We start from the raw sequence: 21,329 nt of genomic DNA on the forward strand, positions 1-21,329 counted from the left end.
GCGTCTTTGACAAATTCTACCGGGTCCAAACGCCCTGAGAATGTCAGCGGCACAGGGTTGGGACTATCCATCAGCAAAGGAATCGTTGAAGCGCATCATGGTACTATTTACGCGAGCGCACGCGAAGGCGGTGGTACGGTCATCACGATCGAATTACCTTTGAATAACATAGGATAAAAAGAGTTATGGAAACAGGTCAGCGGGTTTTGGTTGTGGACGATGAAACATCCATCAGGCGCTATTTACGCGCCGCATTAACCGCGCAGGGTCTCAGCGTCTACGAAGCCGCCGATGGACAGGAAGCCTTGAATGCAGTCCTCGCCCACCGCCCCGACCTGATCATCCTTGACCTCGGCCTGCCCGATATTGACGGTATCGAAGTCACACGCCGCCTGCGTGAATGGTCTGAACGCCGATCATCATCCTCTCTGTCCGCGAAGCAGAGCAAGACAAGATCGCAGCCCTCGACGCAGGCGCAGACGATTACCTCACCAAACCCTTTGGCACAGGCGAACTCATGGCACGTATGCGCGTGGTCATGCGCAGACAGATCAACAGCGCAAATGAACCCATCTTTACAACAGGTGGATTAACGCTGGATTTCTCTCATCGCCTCGTCACCGTAAATGAAAAAGAAATCCAATTGACCCCCACTGAATATGATATTTTGCGTTTGCTAGTCACTCATGCAGGGAAAGTATTAACGCATCGACAACTTCTTCGCCAGATCTGGGGGGAGGGCTACAACGATATGCACATCCTGCGCGTCAACATCAGCAATCTGCAAGGAAAACTCGAACCTGACCCTGCCCGCCCAACCTACATCCACACCGAAGCGGGGGTGGGATATCGCCTAAAAGTGCTTGATGAAGGGAAACAATAAAGTCCGATTCAAAAAATCTTGAATCGGACTTTATTGTTAGTGAGCAAGTTTAGGGTCTACGCCAATTAATTTTTAAATCTCTGTTTATCTCCGTTCATCATGGTAGTTATAACAATGCCCTAATGCTCGCCGACCTCTTCATGCACATGATATGGCACATTGATGATGACAATACCATGCTGACGTCTAAGCTGACTGCGCAGCAGATCCGCGGTGTTGGTATGCAGGATTTCAGTCAACCGGCTTTCCGCAACGAATTCAGGCACAACAATAGTGATAGTCTCACCCGGTTGCCGCTGTTTGGCAACTTCAGCAATATATCCTAATATGGGTTCAATAAAGAGACGATAGGGCGAGTCCAGCATGACCATGCGTACGCCTTCGCCCCATGTTTCCCACTTCTGGCGGACCTTTTCGGCATCCGCTGGTTCGATGGTCACATGAACCGCAGTAATATCATCGGATAACATGCGCGCATAGCGCAGCGCAGCCAATGTCCCCTGATGTACACCGCTGACAGACATAATGACACGGTGACGCATCGCATGGGGCGGGATGACACCAAAGTTATCCAGTGAAAGTTTTTTGGCAAGCCGCTTGTAGTGATGATGAATTGAGAAAAAAATGGTGACAAGTACCGGGGTTAGGATAAGTACCACCCACGCGCCTTCCTTGAATTTTGTCACCGCAAAAACAACCATCACAACCGCAGTACAAACAGCGCCAAATCCATTGATCATCATTCTGTACTGCCAGCCTTTTTCATATTTCAGAGTAGAGCCAGGCTCAACAACTTCCACGCCTTCCGCCAGATGACCGATCTTCCACCAACGGCGAGCCATGCCCGCTTGCGAGAGTGTAAAAGATAGAAATACGCCAATCGCATAGAGCGGGATAAGACGAGTGACACTGGCCTGAAAAATAATGATGAGGATGGACGCGATAACCGCCAGCGTAACAATGCCGCGTGAATAAACCAAACGGCTTCCACGGTAAGTCAACTGGCGCGGAAGGAATCCGTCACCGGCGTGAAGCGCACCCAAGCGGGGGAAATCCGCAAAAGCCGTATTCGCTGCCATAATAAGAATGACCGTGGTGCCGGAGATCAACATAAGATACAGAGCACCTCTGCCATCATAGATCGTCCGTGCCAATTGGGAAATGACTGTTTCTTCTTCAGAAAATACAGCCTGCACCTTGCCGGTGAGAAAAGAAAGCGCAAGGAATAAAGAACCCAGGATCAGAGACATCCAGATCAGCGTGATCCCTGCGTTTTTTTGCTGCGTGGCTCTTTGAAGGCGGTAATGCCATTGGAGATGGCTTCCACGCCGGTCAGCGCAGTTGTGCCGTTGGCAAATGCGTGAAGCAAAATGAAAGGCGTGATCACTGACAAAACATGTGTCGCTTCAAAATGTGGCGGATCAACCACCATGCCAAGCGATCCGGTAAAGTAACGGAATAAACCAAAACCAACAGTCCCGATCATCATGACAACGAAAAAATAAGTTGGGATTGCAAATGCAGCCCCTGACTCTTTCACGCCGCGCAAGTTGATCAACATGATCAGAAATACAGCCACCACCGCGATCACAACCCGATACGGAAACAAAGCTGGATAAGCAGACACGATTTGAGCCACACCCGCCGAAATGGATACAGATACTGTCAGAATGTAATCTGTGAGAAGCGCGGCACCAGCTGTTTGAGCGGGCATTTCACCAAGGTTATCACGCGCCACAATGTAGGCGCCGCCTCCGCCAGGTAAGCGTGGATCGTCTGTTCGTAAGAAATGGTAACGATTGCCAGTAACGTAATAATGGCAAGTGAGATGGGAAATAAATATCCATACGCCATTGTTCCAGCAGCGGCGATTACGCCTAAAATTTCCTGAGTGGCATATGCCGTAGAAGAAAGCGCATCAGAGGCAAATACTGCAAGCCCAACGACTTTCCCAATGGTCTGATGGGATGCATCCGCTGTGGAGAGGGGACGGCCGATCAGCCATGACCGGAAGGTGCGCGGCGGTGTGTAATCTGTGACTCGTTCAATGATTGCAGTCTGTGAATTATCTTTTTGATTGATCATGTTTTCCAACTTAATTAATTATTTTCCAGTATATTTTTCGAACAGATTGTTCCACATCCATATTGATCCGGTTTCAATCATGAGAGAGATGTATAACAATGCGCGATATTCCCAATCTTGCGGAGATTGAGTCAACTTTATTTGCAGCCAGGAGAAACCAAAGATGATGAGGATGGAACCCGCCCATGCCGCTCCATTAATGATCCAGTTTGAGCGCAGGCGATCTTCCTGTGGATGAAATCCGGTAAGCAAATAAATTGTTGCATTCAAATTTGATTCCAGAATCTGGCTTAATGGTCTGCGTGTAAAGCCGGCGCGTTGTTCAGTGAAACAGACGATAACATCCCCTTCACGCCATTCAGATTTCACCAAATTCAACCAGTTGGTTCCAAATTCAATTTTCGATTCGACGGAAATATGATTGCCGTCTCCACCATGGCGGATAGATTAATAATCTGTCTGCGCAGGCCGGGCTCACGCACCGCATCTTTGCTTAGACCGAGAAACTGGATGCGGCTTTCGAGAGCATTTGCCAACTCCCAGATCTTTCGGGCCATTAAAGTAGTATCCACTTCGGAATCAGGCACAAGGACAATTAACCGCCGGGCAGGTTGAAGGTCAGGGAAAGATGCGGGAGATACTTCCAGATCAGAAAAATTTATATCAAGTTTGCTCATGTCACCTCACAGATAGTTCAATCCTATCCTCCGCATATAAAATGGTGACAAAAATTTCAGGCAACCGTATAAAGAAAAAAAAACGCCCTTTTGCAAGGGCGTTGAAAAGTGCTTGAGCTGATTTGGAGTGCTGGAGCTTGCTCATAGGTTTTATTCGTCCGCAATAAAGCGATATCCGATTCCGGGCTCGGTGAGAATAAACTGCGGACGTTCAGGATCGACCTCCAGTTTTTTGCGAAGCTGGCGCATGTAGACGCGCAGATATTCAGTGTGATTGGCATCTGCCGGGTCCCAGACATTTGTGAGAATGCTCTGGTGGGTGAGGACCCGTCCATGATTGGCGGCGAGGTAGGCGAGTAATTTATATTCAGTGGCCGTTAACTTAACCTCTTCATCACCGCGTTTTACAATGTGCCAGGCGAGGTCGATCATTAATGATCCGGCGCGAATCACTTTGCTCTGCGTTCCCTGCCTGCTCGCGGAATGACGCAGCGCCACGCGCACGCGAGCGAGCAATTCTTCAATGCCGAAAGGTTTTGTTAAATAATCGTCTGCGCCCTTATCAAGCGCGGCTACTTTATCGCGTTCACTGTCTCGCACAGATAAAATAATGATCGGACATTGTGTCCACTCACGCAGGCGGGTGCAGACTTCCACTCCATCCATATCTGGTAAGCCCAGATCAAGGATCACGATATCGGGTTCGTTTGTTGCGGCGAGTGTGAGCCCTTCTTCGCCGCGACTGGCCGTTGTGACCTTGAATCCTTTTTCGGTAAGGATGGTGCGGATGGCGCGTTGAATTTGCAGTTCATCATCAATAACTAAAATATGCGGCGCGTTGTTCATTCGATCTCCGTATCCATTGGCAGGCTGGGTGCAGAAACGCCTTCCCATATCAGCGGTAATGTGAAATTAAAGGCGAGTCCATCGGGAATATTTTCAGCCCATATATTTCCGCCGTGTGCTTCGATGATTCCTTTGCAAATCGAGAGCCCAAGTCCCGTGCCAGTTACGCGGTCTGCGGCGGTGATGCGATAGAACTTATCGAAGATGCGTTCCAGATGTTCAGGCGGCACTTGCGGCCCCTGATTACTGACTTGCACATGAATTGTGTCGTTTTGTATGTTTGCTTGAATACGGATCAAGGTATTTGAAGGTGCATACTTTAAACTGTTGCTCACTAGATTTGTGAAGACCTGTTCCATTTGGACGTAATCCACCGGCACGAACGGCAGATTCTCAGATACGTCAATTTCAAGTTTATGTTCGTCTGCTGAGTGCCGCATGCGTGCCAGTACACTTCCCACGATCTCGGACAAAATATTCCATTCGCGTTTTGGCTTGAACGCGCCCGATTCAATACGTGACATATCAAGCAAATTTCCCACCAGCATATTTAAATGATCTGCTTCGTCATCGATCGCTTCAATTAACTCGACCCGTGCCGGAGAATCCCAGCTTATTTCATTTCCACGCAGGCTTGATGAGGCAGCTTGATGGTCGAGAGCGGTGTCCGCAGTTCGTGCGAAACAGAAGACAAGAGAATGGATTTCAAATGATCGCTCTCTTCGAGGACTCTTGCACGCGACTCTGCCTGGGCAAGCCGCGCGCGTTCAAGCGCCAATGCACCCTGGCTTGCAAATGTCTCCAGTAATCGCTTCTCTCCTGAAGCAATGGGTGTCGCAGATTTCCATAACAGGATCTCCCCAAGATTACCTCTTGCCGCCTGAATAGAGACTGTCAACTCTGGAGGTCGTATTGGTGATGAGACTTCCGGCAAATGAAAAGAAAAGGGCTCTGTGCCTGTGAGATTGAGCTCAACATGCTCGCCTTGTGAAACCTCCTGCACCTGTCTGGCAAGGATTTGTGCAATTGCATGTTCGTTATGCAGGCCGGTCAATGCAACGCTTAATTCATATAGTTGCGTGGCTTCACGTTCACGGGCGGTGGCTGCGATGAGGTGGCCTGCATCCGTCCAACAAGTTGACTGATCACCACCGCCACGACCATGAAAATCACCAGAATGACAACATCTGCCGGCTGATGAACTGCCAGCGTGTAATAGGGTGGTATAAAAAAATAATTAAATGTCAGGAATGTAATTAACGTGCTGGTGATGCCGGGACCGAGTCCCCAATAAGCAGTGATCAAACCAAGCGGAACCAAATACAATAGAGCGATCAGAGTCTTGTCGAGTCCATCTCGCATGGTAAAGAAGATCGCTGTAATGGATGCAATTAATCCAACGGCAAGGATATATCGTCCAAAGCGTGATATCAAGGGAGAGATTCGCATGTTGATTGAATTGATTATACCTGCTTGAAAATCAGTAGTGGTTCGAAGTAAATGTTAAAAAGATGCCGAATATCATCTAAAATCTCTCACCGCAGAGACGCAGAGTTCGCAGAGGTTTTTTTAATGTTTTTTCTCCGCGTTCTTTGCGCCTCTGCGGTAAAAATATCTTGCATCATTTATGGAAACCTACTACCTGAAATCAACCATATGTTTTTAAAACCGCAGAGGTATAGAACTTACATAAGTTTTGTTGATCAACAAACTTCATGTAATTCGTGGATATTTGCATTTAAGGAACAAAAAAAACTGCCTTTCGGCAGTTTCATTGTGGGCGCGGAGAGGCTCGAACTCCCGACCTTACCATCCCTCGACGGGGGCATCTGTGAGAACAAAAAAACTGCCTTTCGGAAGTTTCATTGTGGGCGCGGAGAGGCTCGAACTCCCGACCTTACCATCCCTCGACGGGGCATCTGTGGGAACAAAAAAACTGCCTTTCGGAAGTTTCATTGTGGGCGCGGAGAGGCTCGAACTCGCGACGTTACCATCCTCGACGGGGCATCTGTGAGAACAATGAAACTGCCTTTCAGCAGTTTCATTGTGGGCGCGGAGAGGCTCGAACTCCCGACCTTATCATCCCTCGACGGGGCATCTGTGAGAACAAAAACTGCCTTTCAGCAGTTTCATTGTGGGCGCGGAGAGGCTCGAACTCCCGACCTCATCTGTGTGATAGATGCGCTCTAACCAACTGAGCTACGTGCCCATGAAGCGACTGAGATTATAGTATAGCCTCCAAGCTTTGGCAAGCCTTAATTATGGAGGCGGTAAATAATCCCACGGATTTACTTTAATTCCGGCCATTAACTCAAAATGCAAATGTGCACCAGAGGAACGTCCCGTGGAACCTACTGCGCCAATCCCTTCTCCCTGCCCCACACTTTGTCCGCAGCCACGATAGAGCGCGCTCAAGTGGGCATAGAGGGATTGAAATCCATTTCCGTGATCGATCATAATCATATTTCCGTAGCCGTAATTATTCCAGCCGGAATAAACGACCACACCCGCGTCCGTCGCATATACACCTTCACCTTCGCTGCCGGCAAAGTCGAGTCCACGGTGATTTGTTTTTTCTGAATAATCAAAACCTGATAAATAATGTTTGTTCGTTGGATACACATAAGTTCCATATCCAACCGCACCGCCGCTGACTGCCTCACAGGCACCCGGCCCAAGCACACGCGCAGAAGCAGGGTTTTCACGTGTCACACCCAAAGGAGCGCTCCAACTTACAAACTCTCTTTTTCCGTCCGGGATGATCAACCATGTACCCGTTGGAATATTTGCATTTGCATAATCACCGACAGAGTTTCGATCTATTTTATTGCCGGGATATTCAATAATGTCCGTCGCAGATACACCGTAAAACTCAGCCCATTCACCAAAAGGAATGCCGCCCAACCACTCCCAATAGACACCGTTTACAGGCAAAATACTTAACTCCTGTCCCGGCTTTAATGAATGCGGATCATCCAATAAAAGATTGTAATTTGCCCACAAAACAGTTTGCGGCTCAAGCCCAAATTTCTCTGCAATTCCAAAAACCGTATCGCCGTCCTGCACCGTGTAATTTGAAATTTCCTGACGCGGACGTGAAGGCACATTCGTATGAAGCTGCGCTGCGCGTGAAATGCCTGAAATAACTGGAACATCCAACGCTGGCATCGAGTTGACATCCACTACAACGGTTCCAACCGGACCCGCAGCCTGCCCGCTGTTTTCTGAAAATTGATTCGGCGTCTGACGGTAAAAAGCCTGTACCAGAAAGATCACCACCCCAATTGCCAGAACCGAAAACACGTTTGTCCCGATGCGCAGCATGGATTCGCCCAATCCCATTTGAACAAGGCTGTTTATCCAGCGTGAAAATAGACCGGGTTGTCTTATGGGACTGGATGGGGCAGGAATCTCTGTGTTGACCGGAATTTCATCCGTCCCGCCAGAATTGGGGACATCTTCTTTAAAATCGTTTTGCATATTGGTCATCATAACATGGGCAAAAAATTAGCTCAAGTGGCCTGCTAAACGCTAATCCTACGTTAACCCACTGTTTGGCGAATTTGGGGCTTAAAGACCTGAATCCCGCCAATAATTGCCAGAGAAATCAATCCGCAGATCAGCGCGGTGATGGAGAGACCCAGCTCCTGTGTCATCCATCCCACCAGCAAACTTCCAAAGGGAGCAATACCTTGCAGTGCCCAAAGGTAGATGCTGAACACCCGTCCGCGTAATGTATCGGGGACTTGTAACTGGAGAAGCGTGTTCATGGTCGCGAGTTGTGTCACCATGCCCCAGCCCATTAACGCAATGACAATCATGGTTGGGGTCAGTATCCGTGAAAAAGGAATGGCGATCATACCGAGAATGAAAGCGGCTTCACCCAATAACAGGCGCTGTCCACGCCGGCAGGCGGAATTATTCATTGCGATTGAAAATGCTGCAATTAATGCGCCTGCTCCCTGAGCTGTATATAGCAGACTATTGCGTAGATCCACTGTGGATTTGGTATCTCCAATTTGGCCAAGCAGGTCTTTGGAAACAACCGGAAGTTGTTGAATGATTGGGAAGGCGAAAATTCCCAGCGTGGCGGCAATGATGATCAACAAGCCGACCGACGGAGTCTGGATTAGGTATTGTGTCCCTTCGCGCAGTTCGGTCATGATGGAACGTGTCCGCGGCTCAACCGGCGCTTTGTATAGTGTGCGTACGAAAAAAAGACTGATAATGATGGCGACAAAACTAAGACCATTTAATAAGAAGACCCAGCCCTCGCCATTTTTTGAAAATAGTAAAAGTATGGGTACGATCATGGCCGGCCCAAGCACACGTGAAAGATTGAAGGCAGTGGATTGTAAGGCGATCGCGTTTGGCAGAGACTCGCGGCCCACTAGTTCGATTAACATAGCCTGGCGCGCTGTAATCTCGAATGCGCTGGCGATACCAAGAATGAGCGACGTGACTACGATATGCCAGATCATAATTGTTTCACTCAAAGCCAGAGCAGCCAAGGCAAATGTATCGAGCATCATAATGATCTGCAGAAAGATGATGGCTTTGCGTTTGTCTACGTGTTCGATCAATACGCCGCCGGGTAAAGCCAGAAAAAAAGTTGGCAGCGTCACTGCGAAACCGATCAACCCAAGGTCAAAGGGACGGCCGCTCAGACGGTACGCCAGCAAAGGCAGCGCTGTATTTTGCATGGATGTGCCGATCAGCGAAAATAAATGTCCCACCAAAAAAATAGCGAAGTCACGCGAGGCGAATGCGGGAAAGCGTTGTGCGAGAAGAATGCGAATTTTGCTCATTACACCTGTAACAAAAGAGATAGTAATTGATCCTTCGACACGGCTCAGGATGAATCTTCGACAACGTTTAGGACAAATCTTCAACTGCGCTCAGGGAGTGTTTCTTAAGACTAAATATTGATTAAAAAAGAGCGTTCTCCACAAAGCAACTGTGTTGTGAATACTGTAAACTATTTAAATCTAGAGTCGCGTTGAAGTGTTAACCGCAGCCCCTCTTCCAATTTGATCGAAGGTTGGAATCGTAGTTTTTCTTTTGCAAGATTTAAGTCTGCTCGCATGCGGGAGACACCGCCTGAAGTTTGGGCGTTGTAGACCACGTTGGCTTTGCTGTTGGTCACGTCCAATACAACACGCACAAGCTCGCGGATGGGGGTCTCTATGCCTGAGCCGACGTTGATCACCAGATTATTGATATTCGGCGCAGTGGAGGCGGCTACCATGGCGCTGACAACATCGTCCACATAGATATAATCGCGGGTCTGGCTGCCATCGCCGTGTGCGACCAATGTCCCGCCGCGCAGGGCTTGACGTAAATAATGCGGCACAACGGGTGGGTGAGAGGCAGGCAAATGTTGACCCGGGCCATAAGCGTTAAAGATTCTTAAGCTGACAGTTTCAATGCCCCACAATCCGCCAATCGTGCGGACATAATACTCGGCCGCGAGTTTGGAAACTGCATACGGAGAGCGCGGGTTTGGCGTAGCAGACTCTGTCAGTGTAGAATCTCCCAAGTCGCCGTATACAGCTCCGGACGACGCCAGTACGACCCGTTTGACTCCCACATCCCGAATGGCTTCCATAAGTGCTACTGTCCCGCCTACATTGACCGCATTATAGTCACGCGGATAGAGAACCGATTCTTGAACTGAAACACGTGCCGCGAGGTGATAGACCACATCCACATCTTGAAGCAGAGTCCACAACTTGGGACGGTCGTTAACATCTCCGCGTGTAAAGTGAACATCAGGCACAAACGCTTGAGGATCGCCAGTGGATAGATCATCGAGGCCGCGCACTTGATGGCCTTCGCGGGCGAGATGATTTGCAAGAGAAGAGCCGAGGAATCCCGCGGCTCCAGTGATTAAAAAGTTCATAGGCGAAAGATTATACCCGTAATATTGGTACCTGCTTTTGATTGACTCGTGCAAGGTAGTGTGTTATTTTATATACAGTAGTAAACGGTAGGTTACGTTGGTTTGAAGAACAGCCACAGCTCACAGTTTCTGTGAGCTGTTTTGTTTTGACCTCCGATGGAACAAACAGATTTACCCAATTCTTTTTTTCAATTGCCAAAGGAGGCAAAAATGTCTGATCGTATCATTGGTACAGTAAAGTGGTTCAACGGTGACAAGGGCTTCGGTTTCATCGAGCGCGAAGGCGGAGCGGATGTATTCGTCCATTTCTCTGCCATTCAAGGTGACGGTTTCCGTAACCTGACTGAAGGCCAGAAAGTTGAATTCGTTGTTGAAAAAGGACCCAAGGGTCCTCAGGCAACGAACGTCACCGTTCTTAGCTAATCGCAATAATAAAAAGCCTGACGCGAAAGCGTCAGGCTTTTTTGATTCTTGGGGGAGAATATCTTATTGTGCTGCTGAGAATACCAACTTTCCATTTTTAGAGCGCCTATGCATACACTCGCCCCAAATTTCCTGTGGATAGATAATGGCGTTTGTTCCGGGGAGTTGTTCAATGGATAAGCCTGTATTCAAGTCAATGCCAACTTGTTGATAGGCTTTATAGATCAGTTGACTACAATAAAAAGTCTCTTCGGTTTCGGCGTTGAGGAAGTTTAGGTTGTAAGGTTTTCCAACTTGTGCGAGACAATACTTTGCCACCGTGGCGCGCATTTGGAATTCCTCTTCTTCTGAATATCCCTGACCATCCAATGGGGAGGCGATGCCGTAGAAGGTATCAAACAACAATCCGCGCTGACGTGCCATGCGTTCGGTATCCCAGTTTGATGATGGAATGTCAAACGTAATCACGCCGCGTGACCCCGCTTCGACACACCGTCCGCCGGGACCGAGATACATGACCACATGGTCCACGTCACCGGGCACGAGACGCCCCACCAGACGCCAGAATTCACCCGGCAGAATATCGGGTTTACCGTTCATTGTGCAGATAATGTCGCCGGTTTGGATGGCGAGGCCTTCAATTTCAAATGTATGTATCATAGTATTTACCGTAATCATTATACGGGAAATTATCCTAAATGTTTCAAAAAAATTCTTCCTAAAATGGAGCTTCAAGCCATCAGCGAGCTGATGGACTCCATAGTCGCGAACTACTGATTATGGCGAAATTTCCACTTGGTATGATGATGGAATGGTCGTGTAGCGTGTCTGCCCGATGACAAAGACCACCAAACGGTTAAGATTACTGAAGTCAACTTCGAATTTTCCCGTACCTTTTTTGATATCGAGATCATGCACCACAATCGTGCCGTCCTTGTTTTGCTCCACAGCGCGCACGCTCCATATTTGCGGAACACGATTGTGAATGCGGATAAATCCGCTGGAAGCCCAATCCTTATCGCCTGCTTCTGCGTTATCGCTCCAGCCGGTTTCAGGGATAGCGAGATCGTCCACGGCGAAACCGGCGTGATTTACCGAGCGGTTATTTTGCATGGCAAAGCGCAGCAGGATTTGTCTGCCCGCGTAGGCATTCAGATTCGCTGTTTCCTGAATCCATACGGCTTCATTTTTTCCGCCGCTGATTCCCGAAAATCCGTGACCGAGATTCTGTCCGTTGGGATCTGTCTCCCGGCTGGATGTGGCAGGCACCAGCGTCCAGTGAATTCCGTTGTCAGTTGAAACGAGCAGATACGCATAATCCCAATCCTCTTCAATGTCATACCAGGCCCAGTATTTTAAAGTAGCGGTCAGCGTGTGGGTCAAGTCCACTTTGCGGGTGAGTGTTGCAAAACTTGAATCATTGCGGTTCGACCACCAAAAACGATCACCGCTGTGCGCATCCGTTGGAAGCAATTTGACTCGTTGATCGCCGCTGAAATTAAGGGTTGCATTGCCTTCGCCCGCAAACGAAAGTATGTCCACGCCGCCGTATTGTTCCACTGTGCCTTGATAGATCACAGGGAATGAATCGGCTTCATAAGCGGGAACAATATTTGGCAAGGTTGGAATCTTATAAGCCAATTGACCGTTTTGAAATGTGGGGTTATTAAAGAATGCTGCGCTGACCGCGTCCGTATAAAAGGCATCCGCGCCGCGTTTTGAATTAAATTTTTCGAGAGTCTGCTCTATGCTCTCTGCTCCATTGGTTGGGCTGGCTGCCAGTGACTTTATAAAATCCTCGCCCAATTGCTCGTACATATATTCAAGATATAAATAGGTCTGCCCATAATCTGCAGAGCTTTTATCCCATTGCCATAAGGATTGATCGGGTTGAACAAGATATTCATTCAGCCAGTTATCGCCCCGCATCCCAGCCACCTGTTGCGCGAGCATACTAAAGCCTTCATTGAGCCAGCCTTCTTCGTCAGAGTCCACGTTGATATGGATCATGTGCTGAAATTCATGCGCGAGGACTTCCTTGTAGTAATCGCTTCCAATGCCCGATGACCATGAATTGGAAATAAAGAAGTATTGCCCCTGATTGGAATGCGGTTCGACCGCCGCCGGAAGCTGATCTGCCTCACTGAAATATCCGCCCACCTGACCGATCCCGTCCGAATGAATCACGAACAAACGCACGTCTCCATCCAGCCCGAGGGATTCCTCACTCCCGAAAACAGTCCGCACCCGCTGATAAGATTCATCGAAACTTTTTCCAGCGGCTGTCCAATCTTCTAAAACGGCATCCTGATTTAAAGCATTGAGCGCCTTACTGTTTACATCCTGCCAGAAATATGCGTGCTCTGAAATGAACATCAACTTTGCAGTGATGAGACTATATTCATGGATTGAGTTGTTATAGACCCAGAATGTGCGTGTTTCACCTGCTTGATAAATTCTGATCGGTTGAGATGGAGCAGCAGGGATTGTTGCCGGATTCAAATTTTCGATGGAGACAGCAAGTGCTATCCTGTCCGCTGGGATTGGCTTTCTTGTTGAGAGGGATCTGTATAAACTCTTATCTGCCGATAAAACCGGTTCACCGGAAACGGAGATAAATCCCGGCTCGGAAGCAGTTGTCACATTTTCCATTGCAGGTGCCGCTGGGGCCTCTGTGGCTGCTGGAGCTTCTGTGGCAACGGGCGCGCCGCCGCCGCAGGCTGAAATGATCAATCCCATTAATAGGAGTATGAAGAAAGATTTTCGAGACATAAAAGATTCCTTTTAGGGAAACAACCGCCCGCCAAATATGAATACGAAAATATATCACAAAGAATTGAAAAATAATTTTAATGCGAATCAAAAACCCGCCTCACTGAGACGGGTCTACTTTTTACATTTTACTTCTTACCGAACTTACTTGCTCTTCCTCGGCGCTAACCGATTCCTGCCATAACTCTTGGGCGTAGGAGCGGGGCGCGGTGGGCGGCGCGAGTCCTCACGGGAGCGCCTCTTCCTCGGTTGTCACCAGCAGTTTTCGGGGGGGCGGCTGCGGTGTAGTCGAATCCTTCGAGAGTCTCACGTTTGAGCGGACTTCCCATAATGCGTTCGAGAATCCGGATCATGTCGTTATCTTCGCCTGTCACCAAAGTGAAGGCGTCACCTGTGCGCTGTGCGCGGCCTGTGCGTCCGATGCGGTGAATGTATGCGTCAGCAGTGTCGGGCATATCGTAATTGATAACGTGTGAAATGCTTTCCACATCCAAACCGCGCGCGGCGATGTCAGTGGCGACCATGATCTGATGCGTGCCATTTTTAAAGCCCTTCAGCGCAGACTGGCGCTGTCCCTGCGAACGGTCGCCGTGCAAACTTGTCACTCTGTGTCCGGCACGTTCAATTTGCTGCGCTACTTTTTGCGCGCGATATTTTGTGCGGGCAAAGATCAACACAGAATCGGTATCTGTTTTTTTAAGCAAAGCCAATAACAATTGCGATTTCAAATGCGACGGCACAGGATATAGCGCGTGTGTCACAGTATGCGCGGGGCGGCTGATGCCCATCGCGATCTTCTGCGGATTCTTTAATGTGCTGGTGGCAAGAAATTCAACTTCACCGGGGAACGTGGCCGAGAACAACATGGTTTGGCGCTGCACGGGCAAAGCCTTGATAATACGCTTCACATCGGGCAGAAAACCCATGTCAAACATACGATCGGCTTCATCCAGCACAAGGGTTTCGATCTTTCCCAAACGGGCATGACCCTGATTGACAAGGTCGAGAAAACGGCCCGGGCAAACGATCAGGATTTCTGCACCGTCACGCAGTGCCTTGACTTGGGGTGCGGGTCCGACTCCGCCGTAAATGGTTGCGCTGCGGAGTTTGGTCCCAGCTGAGAGAGCCTTCACGACATCGTGAATTTGTTCAGCCAACTCACGGGTCGGCGTAACGATCAACGCACGCGTTACATTGCGTGGGCCTTCGAAGAGCAGTCTGTGTAAGATGGGGAGGACGAATGCGGCGGTCTTGCCTGTGCCTGTTTGAGCGGTACCGATAATATCGCGTCCGCGCAGGGCGGCGGGGATGGCTGCTTCCTGAATGGGAGTTGCGGTTTCGTAACCCGCCTTTGTGATTCCCACCATGAGGCGAGGGTCGAGATTAAATTGTTCGAAGTTCAAAGTATTCCTTTTCTTCAGAAGTCTATCAATGTTGGGAAAATGAGCGAATGCTCAAATAAAAACAGCGCGGACTGCTGATCTAGTGAGTCAGCGGATTATTAGTAAATCAGGGACTCGATAATTTGGTTGTAGAAGGATTATAGCACGCCGGTTACGTTTTCAACGTGCCCAATACCGTCTTTGATGTAATATTGTTATGCCAGAAATAGAACAGCGACCCCAACAATTGCCAGCAGTGTGCCGGCAATTGCCTGCCAGCCGACCTTTTCCTTGAAGACAAAATAACTGATCGGAAGCACGATCACCGGCGGCAGGGCCATTAATGTGCTGGCTACGCCGACCTCGGCATGTTGCACGGCCAGCAGGGAGGCCGTCACCCCGAGCACTGGCCCCACCAATGCGCCAATTGCAAGCAGTTTGAGCGTCTGTGGCTGCCTGCGGACTTCTGTGATTGTGGAGCCGGCCTGTCCTTGCAGTATCGCCCAACTCCAGATGAAGATGGCCGCAGCAAGCATACGAATGGCATTGCCTTGAAAGGGTGAAAAGTCGCCTATCATCCCCTGCTTTGAAAGAACAAATCCAACTGCCTGCCCAAGGCCGGCCAGCACGCCGAAGATCACACCGCGGCGCGTGTGCCCATGCGGGGTATCGGCTGGCTCTTCGTGTGACATCACCACCCAGCCGATGCCGGTCAGCGCGATCACAACACCCGTGATTTGCAGAGGTGTAAGAGTCTCACCAAAGAATATCCATGCAATGAGTGAAGCGAAGATCGGCGCGAGGCTTAATAACAAACTGCCGAGCCTTGTCCCGACTGAGATGAGGGATTGAAAAAAGAAGACGTCGCCCAGCGCCAGCCCGATGACTCCCGAAAGGCTCAGCCATATCCAGCGTGAGGAATCTGCTGAAAAGGGGATCGGCTCGCGAAATAGAATGAGATTCAAGATCACGAGATAGGTCAGCGCGAATATGATTCGCAGGCGATTTGCATTTTGCGGACCTACCATGCGCCCGGCCTTTGTAAAAATGATCGCTGTGATCGAAAAGAAAAAGGATGTTGCCAACCCTGCAATTTCACCGATGAAGTTCATGTTTCTCCTGAAAGATCATACGCCGGGTTGACTGTTGCTTTCTTTTCCCAACTCGGCCCTTGTTAATAAAATAACGGCTGCGAGAATGAATCCGCCGCCGACCATCACAATGGGAAGTAGTTTCTCTCCAAAGAGCCAGGCCGCAAGCAAAACAGTGACAATTGGTTCCAATGTTGATAGCATTGCAGCATTGGTGGGTCCGATAATTTCAAGCCCGGCTAAAAAAGTCACCACTGGAATAATGGTCGAGAGAACGATGATGCCAAGCATGGCAAGCCAGCCTGAATTACTGGCAGGGAAGTGTGCGCCATTGGTGAAGGCCAGCAGGCCAAACACAACTCCGGCGGATGCAAAAATTACAGTTGAAGATTGCACCGCTGAGACATGTTTCATCACGTTTGTTCCGACGATAATGTAAATGGAATAGATCAAGGCCGCAGTGATTGCCATCAGCGCGCCGATGAGTTGTCCGCCGTTGGGGTCAACAGTGAGGGCAGAGCCGATCAGTGCGAGGATCAATGCTGTCACTTTTACCCAATTCACTTTTTCGTGAAGAATGAATATGGAGAGGATGAATACGAACATCGGGTATAGATACAAAAGCAGCGCCACCAATCCAGCGGATGCGTATTTGATGGCGGTCATGTATAGGAAGGATTGGCCGACATATCCCAATGCGCCCATGCCGATCAGTTGGCCGAGAATCTTTCCGCGTGGAAAATGCTCCTTGCGCAGAAGCAGGATGATGGTCATGAAAGATGCGGAGATGCTGAAGCGTAGGAAGAGCACCGTGAAGGTGTCCATCCCATCGGCGTAGACATAATGTCCGAAGATGGCGAGTGTCCCAAATGATGCAGCCGAGATGGCAATGAGGAAGATGCCGAAGAGTCGTTTCATATTTGGGATTGCAAAAAAGCGCGGATGTGAGCAGCCGTTTCATTCCATGAAGGCTGCTGTGTATATCGTTGTCGCGCATTGAGTGAAAGTTGGGTAAGCAGCTCACGGTTGGATGCAAGGGTTGAGATATGCTTTGCAAGCGTTGTTGAATCATTTGGTTGAATGAGATAACCGGTTTTCCCGTGCTCAATAATTTCACCCGCTGCGCCGGCGGTTGTGCCGATGGCGGGCAGACCAAAGGCCATGCCTTCGAGATAAACAATGCCGAAGCCTTCGTAACTTGATGGGACGATGAGTACGTGAGCGTGTTTGAGTTTTTCAACGAGCGGTTCGTTGTTGAGAGAGTCGTGAAATGTGACGATGGACGATAGCCCGTTGACCGTGACAAACTCTTGCATTTGTTTCGCGTATGCCGGGTCTGAGGTCAATGATCCGATCACATCCACTTTGACTTTTGACTTTCGACTTTCGACTGCACTTAAAAGCGTATGTAATCCCTTTCTTCCATTACGTTCCCAAGAAATACAATGCGCAATGGGTCTTGTGATGCGCGGGTCTTGATTTCGTTCTCCGAAATTGCATCGCCAAATCTGTTGGTGGGTGGATACGCCACAACATCTGGCTTGCTGTTTCCTATTAACTTATTTACTACGCCCCTTGTCGTTTGCGAGTTGAAGATGAAGCCATCCACGCTTTGTAGATATTTCTTTTCAGGGATGCGATAGAAATTATTTTGCCATTGCGGACGTAGCTCTGAGGAACGCAAGTGATGCACAAGCGAAATAATGGGGCAGGGATGTTTTCCGAGATTTGCTGCGATCAGCGAAGGATGATTGAGTTCGTCCTGAATCAAAATATCAAACCTATGGAGTCCGGCAGCTTGCTGTCGGTTTTTTAAGAGATCGAACCTAAAATTATCTGTGAGATGCGCCGCGTAATTCCGCCACGGCAGGGAAATAATTTCAACAGTATCTCCCTGTGCGCGTAAATATTCAACCAGTTTGCGGTCGTACATGTATCCGCCGCTGAGAGTGTCGAGGGAGCCGTAGATGATGAGTCCAATTTTCATGGGGAAGGAAGTTTGTGGGGTATGTGAAGTATATGAGGTTTCTATGGTGTGTGACGTTCGATTGAGTAGGCGGCCCAGGCGTTTGCATGTTCCCAGAGGACAACTTTTAGCGCGGAAATATTTCCTGCTTTGATTCTTTCATTTAGTGTTGTGGCGAGGATGCGTGAGAAGTGTTCAATGGATGGATTCAGCCCTGCGAACTCTGGTTTTTCGTTGAGCATTTGTTCGTTGTAGTAATTCACAACTCCATCAAGATGCTTCTCAACATCTACAATGTCTACGAGATAACCGTGTTGATCAAGTTCCGCGCCTTCGAGTTGCAGTTCAAGAATGTAATGATGGGAATTGGGAAAGTTTTCAGGCCCCCAATCTCCTCCAATTAGAAAATGGCGTGCAATAAATTCACGGCGAACTCCGAGTGTGTGCATGGTTGGGCTCCAGTTTTGAGTGTCAGGCGTCAGCGTGTAGACTTAACAGCCTGCATGGTAAGTTGGTTATTATTTCTTGTGATGGGCATTGCAAAATCAAAGGCGCTGATACGAGTGCAGTAATCGAGATCAGATTTTGGAAATTCAGGAAGATTTGGATTTAGATGAACTTCCGCATCTTTTGAATCGTAAACACGTTTAATAAAAGGCTGTTTATCTGGGTTTTGACCTTTAAGCAAAGCTTCCAAATATTCTGCACAGGACAGGTCTTCGTCGTTGTTGTAACCGCCGGTGATGACAAAAATTACTTCAGGCGGCGCGATCTTTAAAACATGATCTACCGTTGCGTCTACAACGACAAAACTGGTTGCAAATAATATATCCGCATTCACACAGCGGACGGCACCCTGCGTGCCTGCGCCTGTGCGCTGAATGAGGGTTAATCCTGTTAAGTCTTCTTCGAGAATTTGAGTGGGTGAGTTGCCGAAGTCAAAGCCTGCGGGGGGAAGTCCGCCGACTTCGCCCATTGCCTTTGCGTTTAGGATTTGTGCTTTCAAAGCCAGTGCTTCTTCAACGGTGCTGACGAGCATGATCTCTTTTGCTCCACGCGAGAAGGCATAAGCAGCATTTGAGAAAGCGCGCAGAACGTCAATCACAATGACCAGTCCGCTGGCGGTGTGGCAGGTTTCGAGGGTGGTGTAATGAAATTTCATTTGGAATAATCGAAGATCACTTGTATTGTCTCTTGCGGATTTTCATCCAGCAGGTGATAGGCTTTATTTGCATCATGGAGCGAAAACCTGTGCGTGATCCATTTCTCCGGTTTGATTCTTTCCAGCGCTTTCCAGGCTGTATCGAATCTGCGTGACTTATCCCAGCGGCCGGATAACTCGGGCGAGATGGTGCTGACTTGAGACGAGATGAGTCGAATCCGCGAGCGATGGAACGCGCCGCCGAGATCGATCTCCGCGCGTTTTTGTCCATACCACGAGCCGATGACCACACGTCCGCTGAAGGTGGTGAATGCAATTGCATCATTTAAAGCAGCAGGAGAACCACTCAGTTCAAAGGTCAGGTCGAAAGAGTCGAAGGTCGAAAGTCGAACGTCATCTGGCGCGAGACTTTTTACTTCTAACTTTTTACTTTTACTCTGAAGCGCCTCTCTCCTTAACGCAAACTGATCCACTGTGACCAGACTCTCCAGCGGAAATTCACTTAATAAAGAAGCAGTCAGTAAACCGATAATGCCCTGACCCAAAACCAAAACCCGTTCACCAAGAATCGGCGCACCGTCTTGCACCAGATTTACAGCGGTCTCCATATTGGGTAGGAAGCAGGCAGATTCAGAAGAAAGGAAATCGGGAATGGGAATTAAGGATGAAGGCTGCGTGATGAAATGTGAAGTGTGTGGTTGAAATGCAAACACCCTCTTATTTAACCATTCACTATTCACTTCTTTTCCTATTTCTTTAATGACCCCTACACATGCATATCCATAGGCCAGCGGATAATTCAAGTCGCTGCTGACGCCATCGTTTGCATCTGCCAAATGCGGAAACTGTCCACGGTAGACCAGCATCTCTGTCCCTGCACTGATGGCCGAGCAGATGGTTTCCACGAGTACTTCATCTTCTTTGAGGCGGGCGATTGGCGTTTCTCGAATTTCTAGTTTTTGCGGGGCGGTGAAGAATAGGGTCTTTGCTGTTTGCATGGCGTGAGTTTAACATAAAAGATGACAGTTACTTTTGTGAAAGTAACTGTCATCTTTTATGCTTGATTATTTTCCTGCAGAAGGCTTGATGGTATAGCCGGGTGGGATGCGCCGAAACTCATAGTTTTCTACAATAGCTTCGATCACCTGACTGTGTTCAATTGTCACTTCCTTGAACTCAAACCCCGATATTAAAAACTCGGGGCTTATATCTGGCTGACACCATACCACGCGCGCCGGAACTGTAATACGCGAAGCCGCGATACCCGGTAATTCGGGCAATTCAACCGCAAGCGTAAGTTCTGAGTTTTCCGTCATTGGTTTTTCGCCGATCACCATTGCCCCGTGTAAATGCAAATCGCCCAGATACCCAAGCAAATAACCGCTATATAGATCAAATACCTGTGAATAGGCCATTAAATTTTTGCGTTGTACTCTACGTCTTTCCTGCATTTGCGCTCCTTATATTCTAGTGTACATGAACTGGCATTTAAAGAGCATTGCTGTTTTATGGTAAAAATAGCCATGCGATGGATATATATTTCCCCTCATTTGGATGATGCCGTACTTTCCGCTGGCGGCCTGATCTACGATCAAATTCGCGCGGGCATGGATGTGGAAATCTGGAACTTTATGTGCGGCTTTCCCGCCACTGAAGAACTTTCTACTTTTGCACAGGTGATGCATTATCAGTGGGGCATTCCCGCCGCCGCAGACTTAATCACCGCCCGCCGTGCAGAAGATGCCAAAGCCGCCGGCATTGTCGGCGCGAAAACCGTCTACTTTGATTTTTTAGACTGCATCTACCGGCGCGGTAAAAATGGTGACTGGCTTTACACATCGGGGGTGTTTGACCCTCCCTGTGAGGACGATGCGGATTTGCCCGCTCGAATAGCAGAATCGATTTCCGCCCGCCTCAACCCGACCGATCAACTGGTCTGCCAACTGGCGCTTGGTTCACACGTTGACCATGTTCTCGTGCGCCGCGCCGTGGAATTGCTCCAGCGTCCTGTTTTGTATGACGTGGATATTCCATACCTGTTCAATTCTCCTGCTGAATTGGCGCCGAAAACTGCTGGGATGAAAGCGAACACCCACAGAATAACCGCAGCAGGTTTACAGTCCTGGCAGGATGCGGTGGC

General features: G+C 48.9%; 26 protein-coding genes, 1 tRNA gene and 1 pseudogene. 4 read left to right on the top strand and 24 right to left on the bottom strand.

Translation table 11 applies throughout. The features are described from left to right. The first annotated feature begins 57 nt into the window (after positions 1-57). Positions 58-177, top strand: a complete 120-nt coding sequence (locus IPL71_RS04075; protein WP_345319178.1) for an ATP-binding protein — start codon at positions 58-60, stop codon at positions 175-177. Positions 178-185: 8 nt separating this feature from the next. Next, positions 186-883 (top strand): annotated as a pseudogene (locus IPL71_RS04080) (response regulator). 119 nt (positions 884-1,002) lie between these two features. On the opposite strand, the gene IPL71_RS04085 reads toward IPL71_RS04080, so the two are convergent. From IPL71_RS04085 to IPL71_RS04145, 13 genes are all read right to left on the bottom strand, one after another. Continuing rightward, a complete protein-coding gene (locus IPL71_RS04085) occupies positions 1,003-2,133 on the bottom strand; it encodes an amino acid permease (protein ID WP_345319130.1) in 1,131 nt (376 codons plus the stop codon). A 5-nt stretch (positions 2,134-2,138) separates the two neighbouring features. Continuing rightward, positions 2,139-2,597, bottom strand: a complete 459-nt coding sequence (locus tag IPL71_RS04090) for an amino acid permease (RefSeq protein WP_345319132.1) — start codon at positions 2,595-2,597, stop codon at positions 2,139-2,141. Then, positions 2,549-2,968: a hypothetical protein gene (locus IPL71_RS04095; RefSeq protein ID WP_345319134.1), complete on the bottom strand. Its 420-nt coding sequence runs from the start codon at positions 2,966-2,968 to the stop codon at positions 2,549-2,551. The genes IPL71_RS04090 and IPL71_RS04095 overlap by 49 nt, the downstream gene beginning before the upstream one ends. An 18-nt stretch (positions 2,969-2,986) precedes the next feature. Further along, complete coding sequence (locus tag IPL71_RS04100; RefSeq protein ID WP_345319136.1) at positions 2,987-3,346, bottom strand: hypothetical protein; 360 nt, start codon at positions 3,344-3,346, stop codon at positions 2,987-2,989. Then, positions 3,343-3,645, bottom strand: a complete 303-nt coding sequence (locus tag IPL71_RS04105; protein ID WP_345319138.1) for a hypothetical protein — start codon at positions 3,643-3,645, stop codon at positions 3,343-3,345. The genes IPL71_RS04100 and IPL71_RS04105 overlap by 4 nt, the downstream gene beginning before the upstream one ends. A 150-nt stretch (positions 3,646-3,795) precedes the next feature. After that, a complete protein-coding gene (locus IPL71_RS04110) occupies positions 3,796-4,491 on the bottom strand; it encodes a response regulator (protein ID WP_345319140.1) in 696 nt (231 codons plus the stop codon). After that, positions 4,488-5,039, bottom strand: a complete 552-nt coding sequence (locus tag IPL71_RS04115) for a sensor histidine kinase (protein ID WP_345319142.1) — start codon at positions 5,037-5,039, stop codon at positions 4,488-4,490. Before IPL71_RS04115 ends, IPL71_RS04110 begins: the two co-directional genes overlap by 4 nt. Positions 5,040-5,104: 65 nt before the next feature. Next, on the bottom strand, positions 5,105-5,545 hold the full coding sequence (locus IPL71_RS04120) for an ATP-binding protein (protein ID WP_345319144.1): 441 nt from the start codon (positions 5,543-5,545) through the stop codon (positions 5,105-5,107). Between the two features lie 8 nt (positions 5,546-5,553). Then, a complete protein-coding gene (locus IPL71_RS04125) occupies positions 5,554-5,925 on the bottom strand; it encodes a DUF4118 domain-containing protein (RefSeq protein ID WP_345319146.1) in 372 nt (123 codons plus the stop codon). A 701-nt stretch (positions 5,926-6,626) separates the two neighbouring features. Next, positions 6,627-6,700: transfer RNA gene (locus IPL71_RS04130), tRNA-Val, on the bottom strand. Positions 6,701-6,750: 50 nt separating this feature from the next. After that, a complete protein-coding gene (locus IPL71_RS04135; RefSeq protein ID WP_345319148.1) occupies positions 6,751-7,971 on the bottom strand; it encodes a peptidoglycan DD-metalloendopeptidase family protein in 1,221 nt (406 codons plus the stop codon). Between the two features lie 62 nt (positions 7,972-8,033). Beyond that, on the bottom strand, positions 8,034-9,299 hold the full coding sequence (locus IPL71_RS04140; RefSeq protein ID WP_345319150.1) for an MFS transporter: 1,266 nt from the start codon (positions 9,297-9,299) through the stop codon (positions 8,034-8,036). A gap of 170 nt (positions 9,300-9,469) precedes the next feature. Continuing rightward, entirely contained in the window at positions 9,470-10,393 is a 924-nt protein-coding gene (locus IPL71_RS04145) for an NAD-dependent epimerase/dehydratase family protein (RefSeq protein WP_345319152.1), read from the bottom strand. Between the two features lie 210 nt (positions 10,394-10,603). On the opposite strand from IPL71_RS04145, the gene IPL71_RS04150 reads away from it, so the two are divergent. Beyond that, positions 10,604-10,816 (top strand): cold-shock protein, encoded by a 213-nt coding sequence (locus IPL71_RS04150; protein ID WP_345319154.1) that lies wholly within the window; start codon positions 10,604-10,606, stop codon positions 10,814-10,816. Positions 10,817-10,879: 63 nt separating this feature from the next. Here IPL71_RS04150 and IPL71_RS04155 read toward each other — a convergent pair whose 3' ends face one another. The 11 genes from IPL71_RS04155 to IPL71_RS04205 all read right to left on the bottom strand — a co-directional run bounded on the left by IPL71_RS04155 (position 10,880) and on the right by IPL71_RS04205 (position 20,640). Beyond that, positions 10,880-11,476: a YiiX/YebB-like N1pC/P60 family cysteine hydrolase gene (locus tag IPL71_RS04155; RefSeq protein WP_345319156.1), complete on the bottom strand. Its 597-nt coding sequence runs from the start codon at positions 11,474-11,476 to the stop codon at positions 10,880-10,882. A gap of 117 nt (positions 11,477-11,593) precedes the next feature. Beyond that, on the bottom strand, positions 11,594-13,588 hold the full coding sequence (locus IPL71_RS04160) for a hypothetical protein (protein ID WP_345319158.1): 1,995 nt from the start codon (positions 13,586-13,588) through the stop codon (positions 11,594-11,596). 164 nt (positions 13,589-13,752) lie between these two features. Then, the gene (locus IPL71_RS04165) at positions 13,753-14,991 is read right to left on the bottom strand and encodes a DEAD/DEAH box helicase (RefSeq protein ID WP_345319160.1); all 1,239 of its coding nucleotides are present in this window, start codon (positions 14,989-14,991) and stop codon (positions 13,753-13,755) included. Positions 14,992-15,185: 194 nt separating this feature from the next. Next, entirely contained in the window at positions 15,186-16,082 is an 897-nt protein-coding gene (locus IPL71_RS04170; RefSeq protein ID WP_345319162.1) for a DMT family transporter, read from the bottom strand. A gap of 15 nt (positions 16,083-16,097) precedes the next feature. Further along, a complete protein-coding gene (locus tag IPL71_RS04175; protein WP_345319164.1) occupies positions 16,098-16,979 on the bottom strand; it encodes a DMT family transporter in 882 nt (293 codons plus the stop codon). Further along, positions 16,976-17,425, bottom strand: coding sequence for a glycosyltransferase family 4 protein (locus tag IPL71_RS04180; protein ID WP_345319166.1), 450 nt, complete (start codon positions 17,423-17,425; stop codon positions 16,976-16,978). The genes IPL71_RS04175 and IPL71_RS04180 overlap by 4 nt, the downstream gene beginning before the upstream one ends. Before the next feature lie 32 nt (positions 17,426-17,457). Continuing rightward, the gene (locus tag IPL71_RS04185; RefSeq protein WP_345319168.1) at positions 17,458-18,048 is read right to left on the bottom strand and encodes a glycosyltransferase; all 591 of its coding nucleotides are present in this window, start codon (positions 18,046-18,048) and stop codon (positions 17,458-17,460) included. A gap of 41 nt (positions 18,049-18,089) precedes the next feature. Further along, entirely contained in the window at positions 18,090-18,476 is a 387-nt protein-coding gene (locus IPL71_RS04190) for a 6-pyruvoyl trahydropterin synthase family protein (protein ID WP_345319170.1), read from the bottom strand. A 29-nt stretch (positions 18,477-18,505) separates the two neighbouring features. Next, positions 18,506-19,189: a 2-phosphosulfolactate phosphatase gene (locus tag IPL71_RS04195; protein ID WP_345319172.1), complete on the bottom strand. Its 684-nt coding sequence runs from the start codon at positions 19,187-19,189 to the stop codon at positions 18,506-18,508. Further along, the gene (locus IPL71_RS04200; protein WP_345319174.1) at positions 19,186-20,187 is read right to left on the bottom strand and encodes a zinc-dependent alcohol dehydrogenase; all 1,002 of its coding nucleotides are present in this window, start codon (positions 20,185-20,187) and stop codon (positions 19,186-19,188) included. Before IPL71_RS04200 ends, IPL71_RS04195 begins: the two co-directional genes overlap by 4 nt. 66 nt (positions 20,188-20,253) lie before the next feature. Beyond that, positions 20,254-20,640, bottom strand: a complete 387-nt coding sequence (locus tag IPL71_RS04205; RefSeq protein WP_345319176.1) for a PilZ domain-containing protein — start codon at positions 20,638-20,640, stop codon at positions 20,254-20,256. 72 nt (positions 20,641-20,712) lie between these two features. Here IPL71_RS04205 and IPL71_RS04210 point away from each other — a divergent pair. Next, the coding region (locus tag IPL71_RS04210) for a PIG-L deacetylase family protein (RefSeq protein WP_345319177.1) at positions 20,713-21,329 on the top strand (617 nt) is incomplete at its 3' end.

The organism is Candidatus Villigracilis proximus, assembly GCF_016717045.1.
GTDB classification, from domain to species: Bacteria; Chloroflexota; Anaerolineae; order Anaerolineales; family Villigracilaceae; genus Villigracilis; species Villigracilis proximus.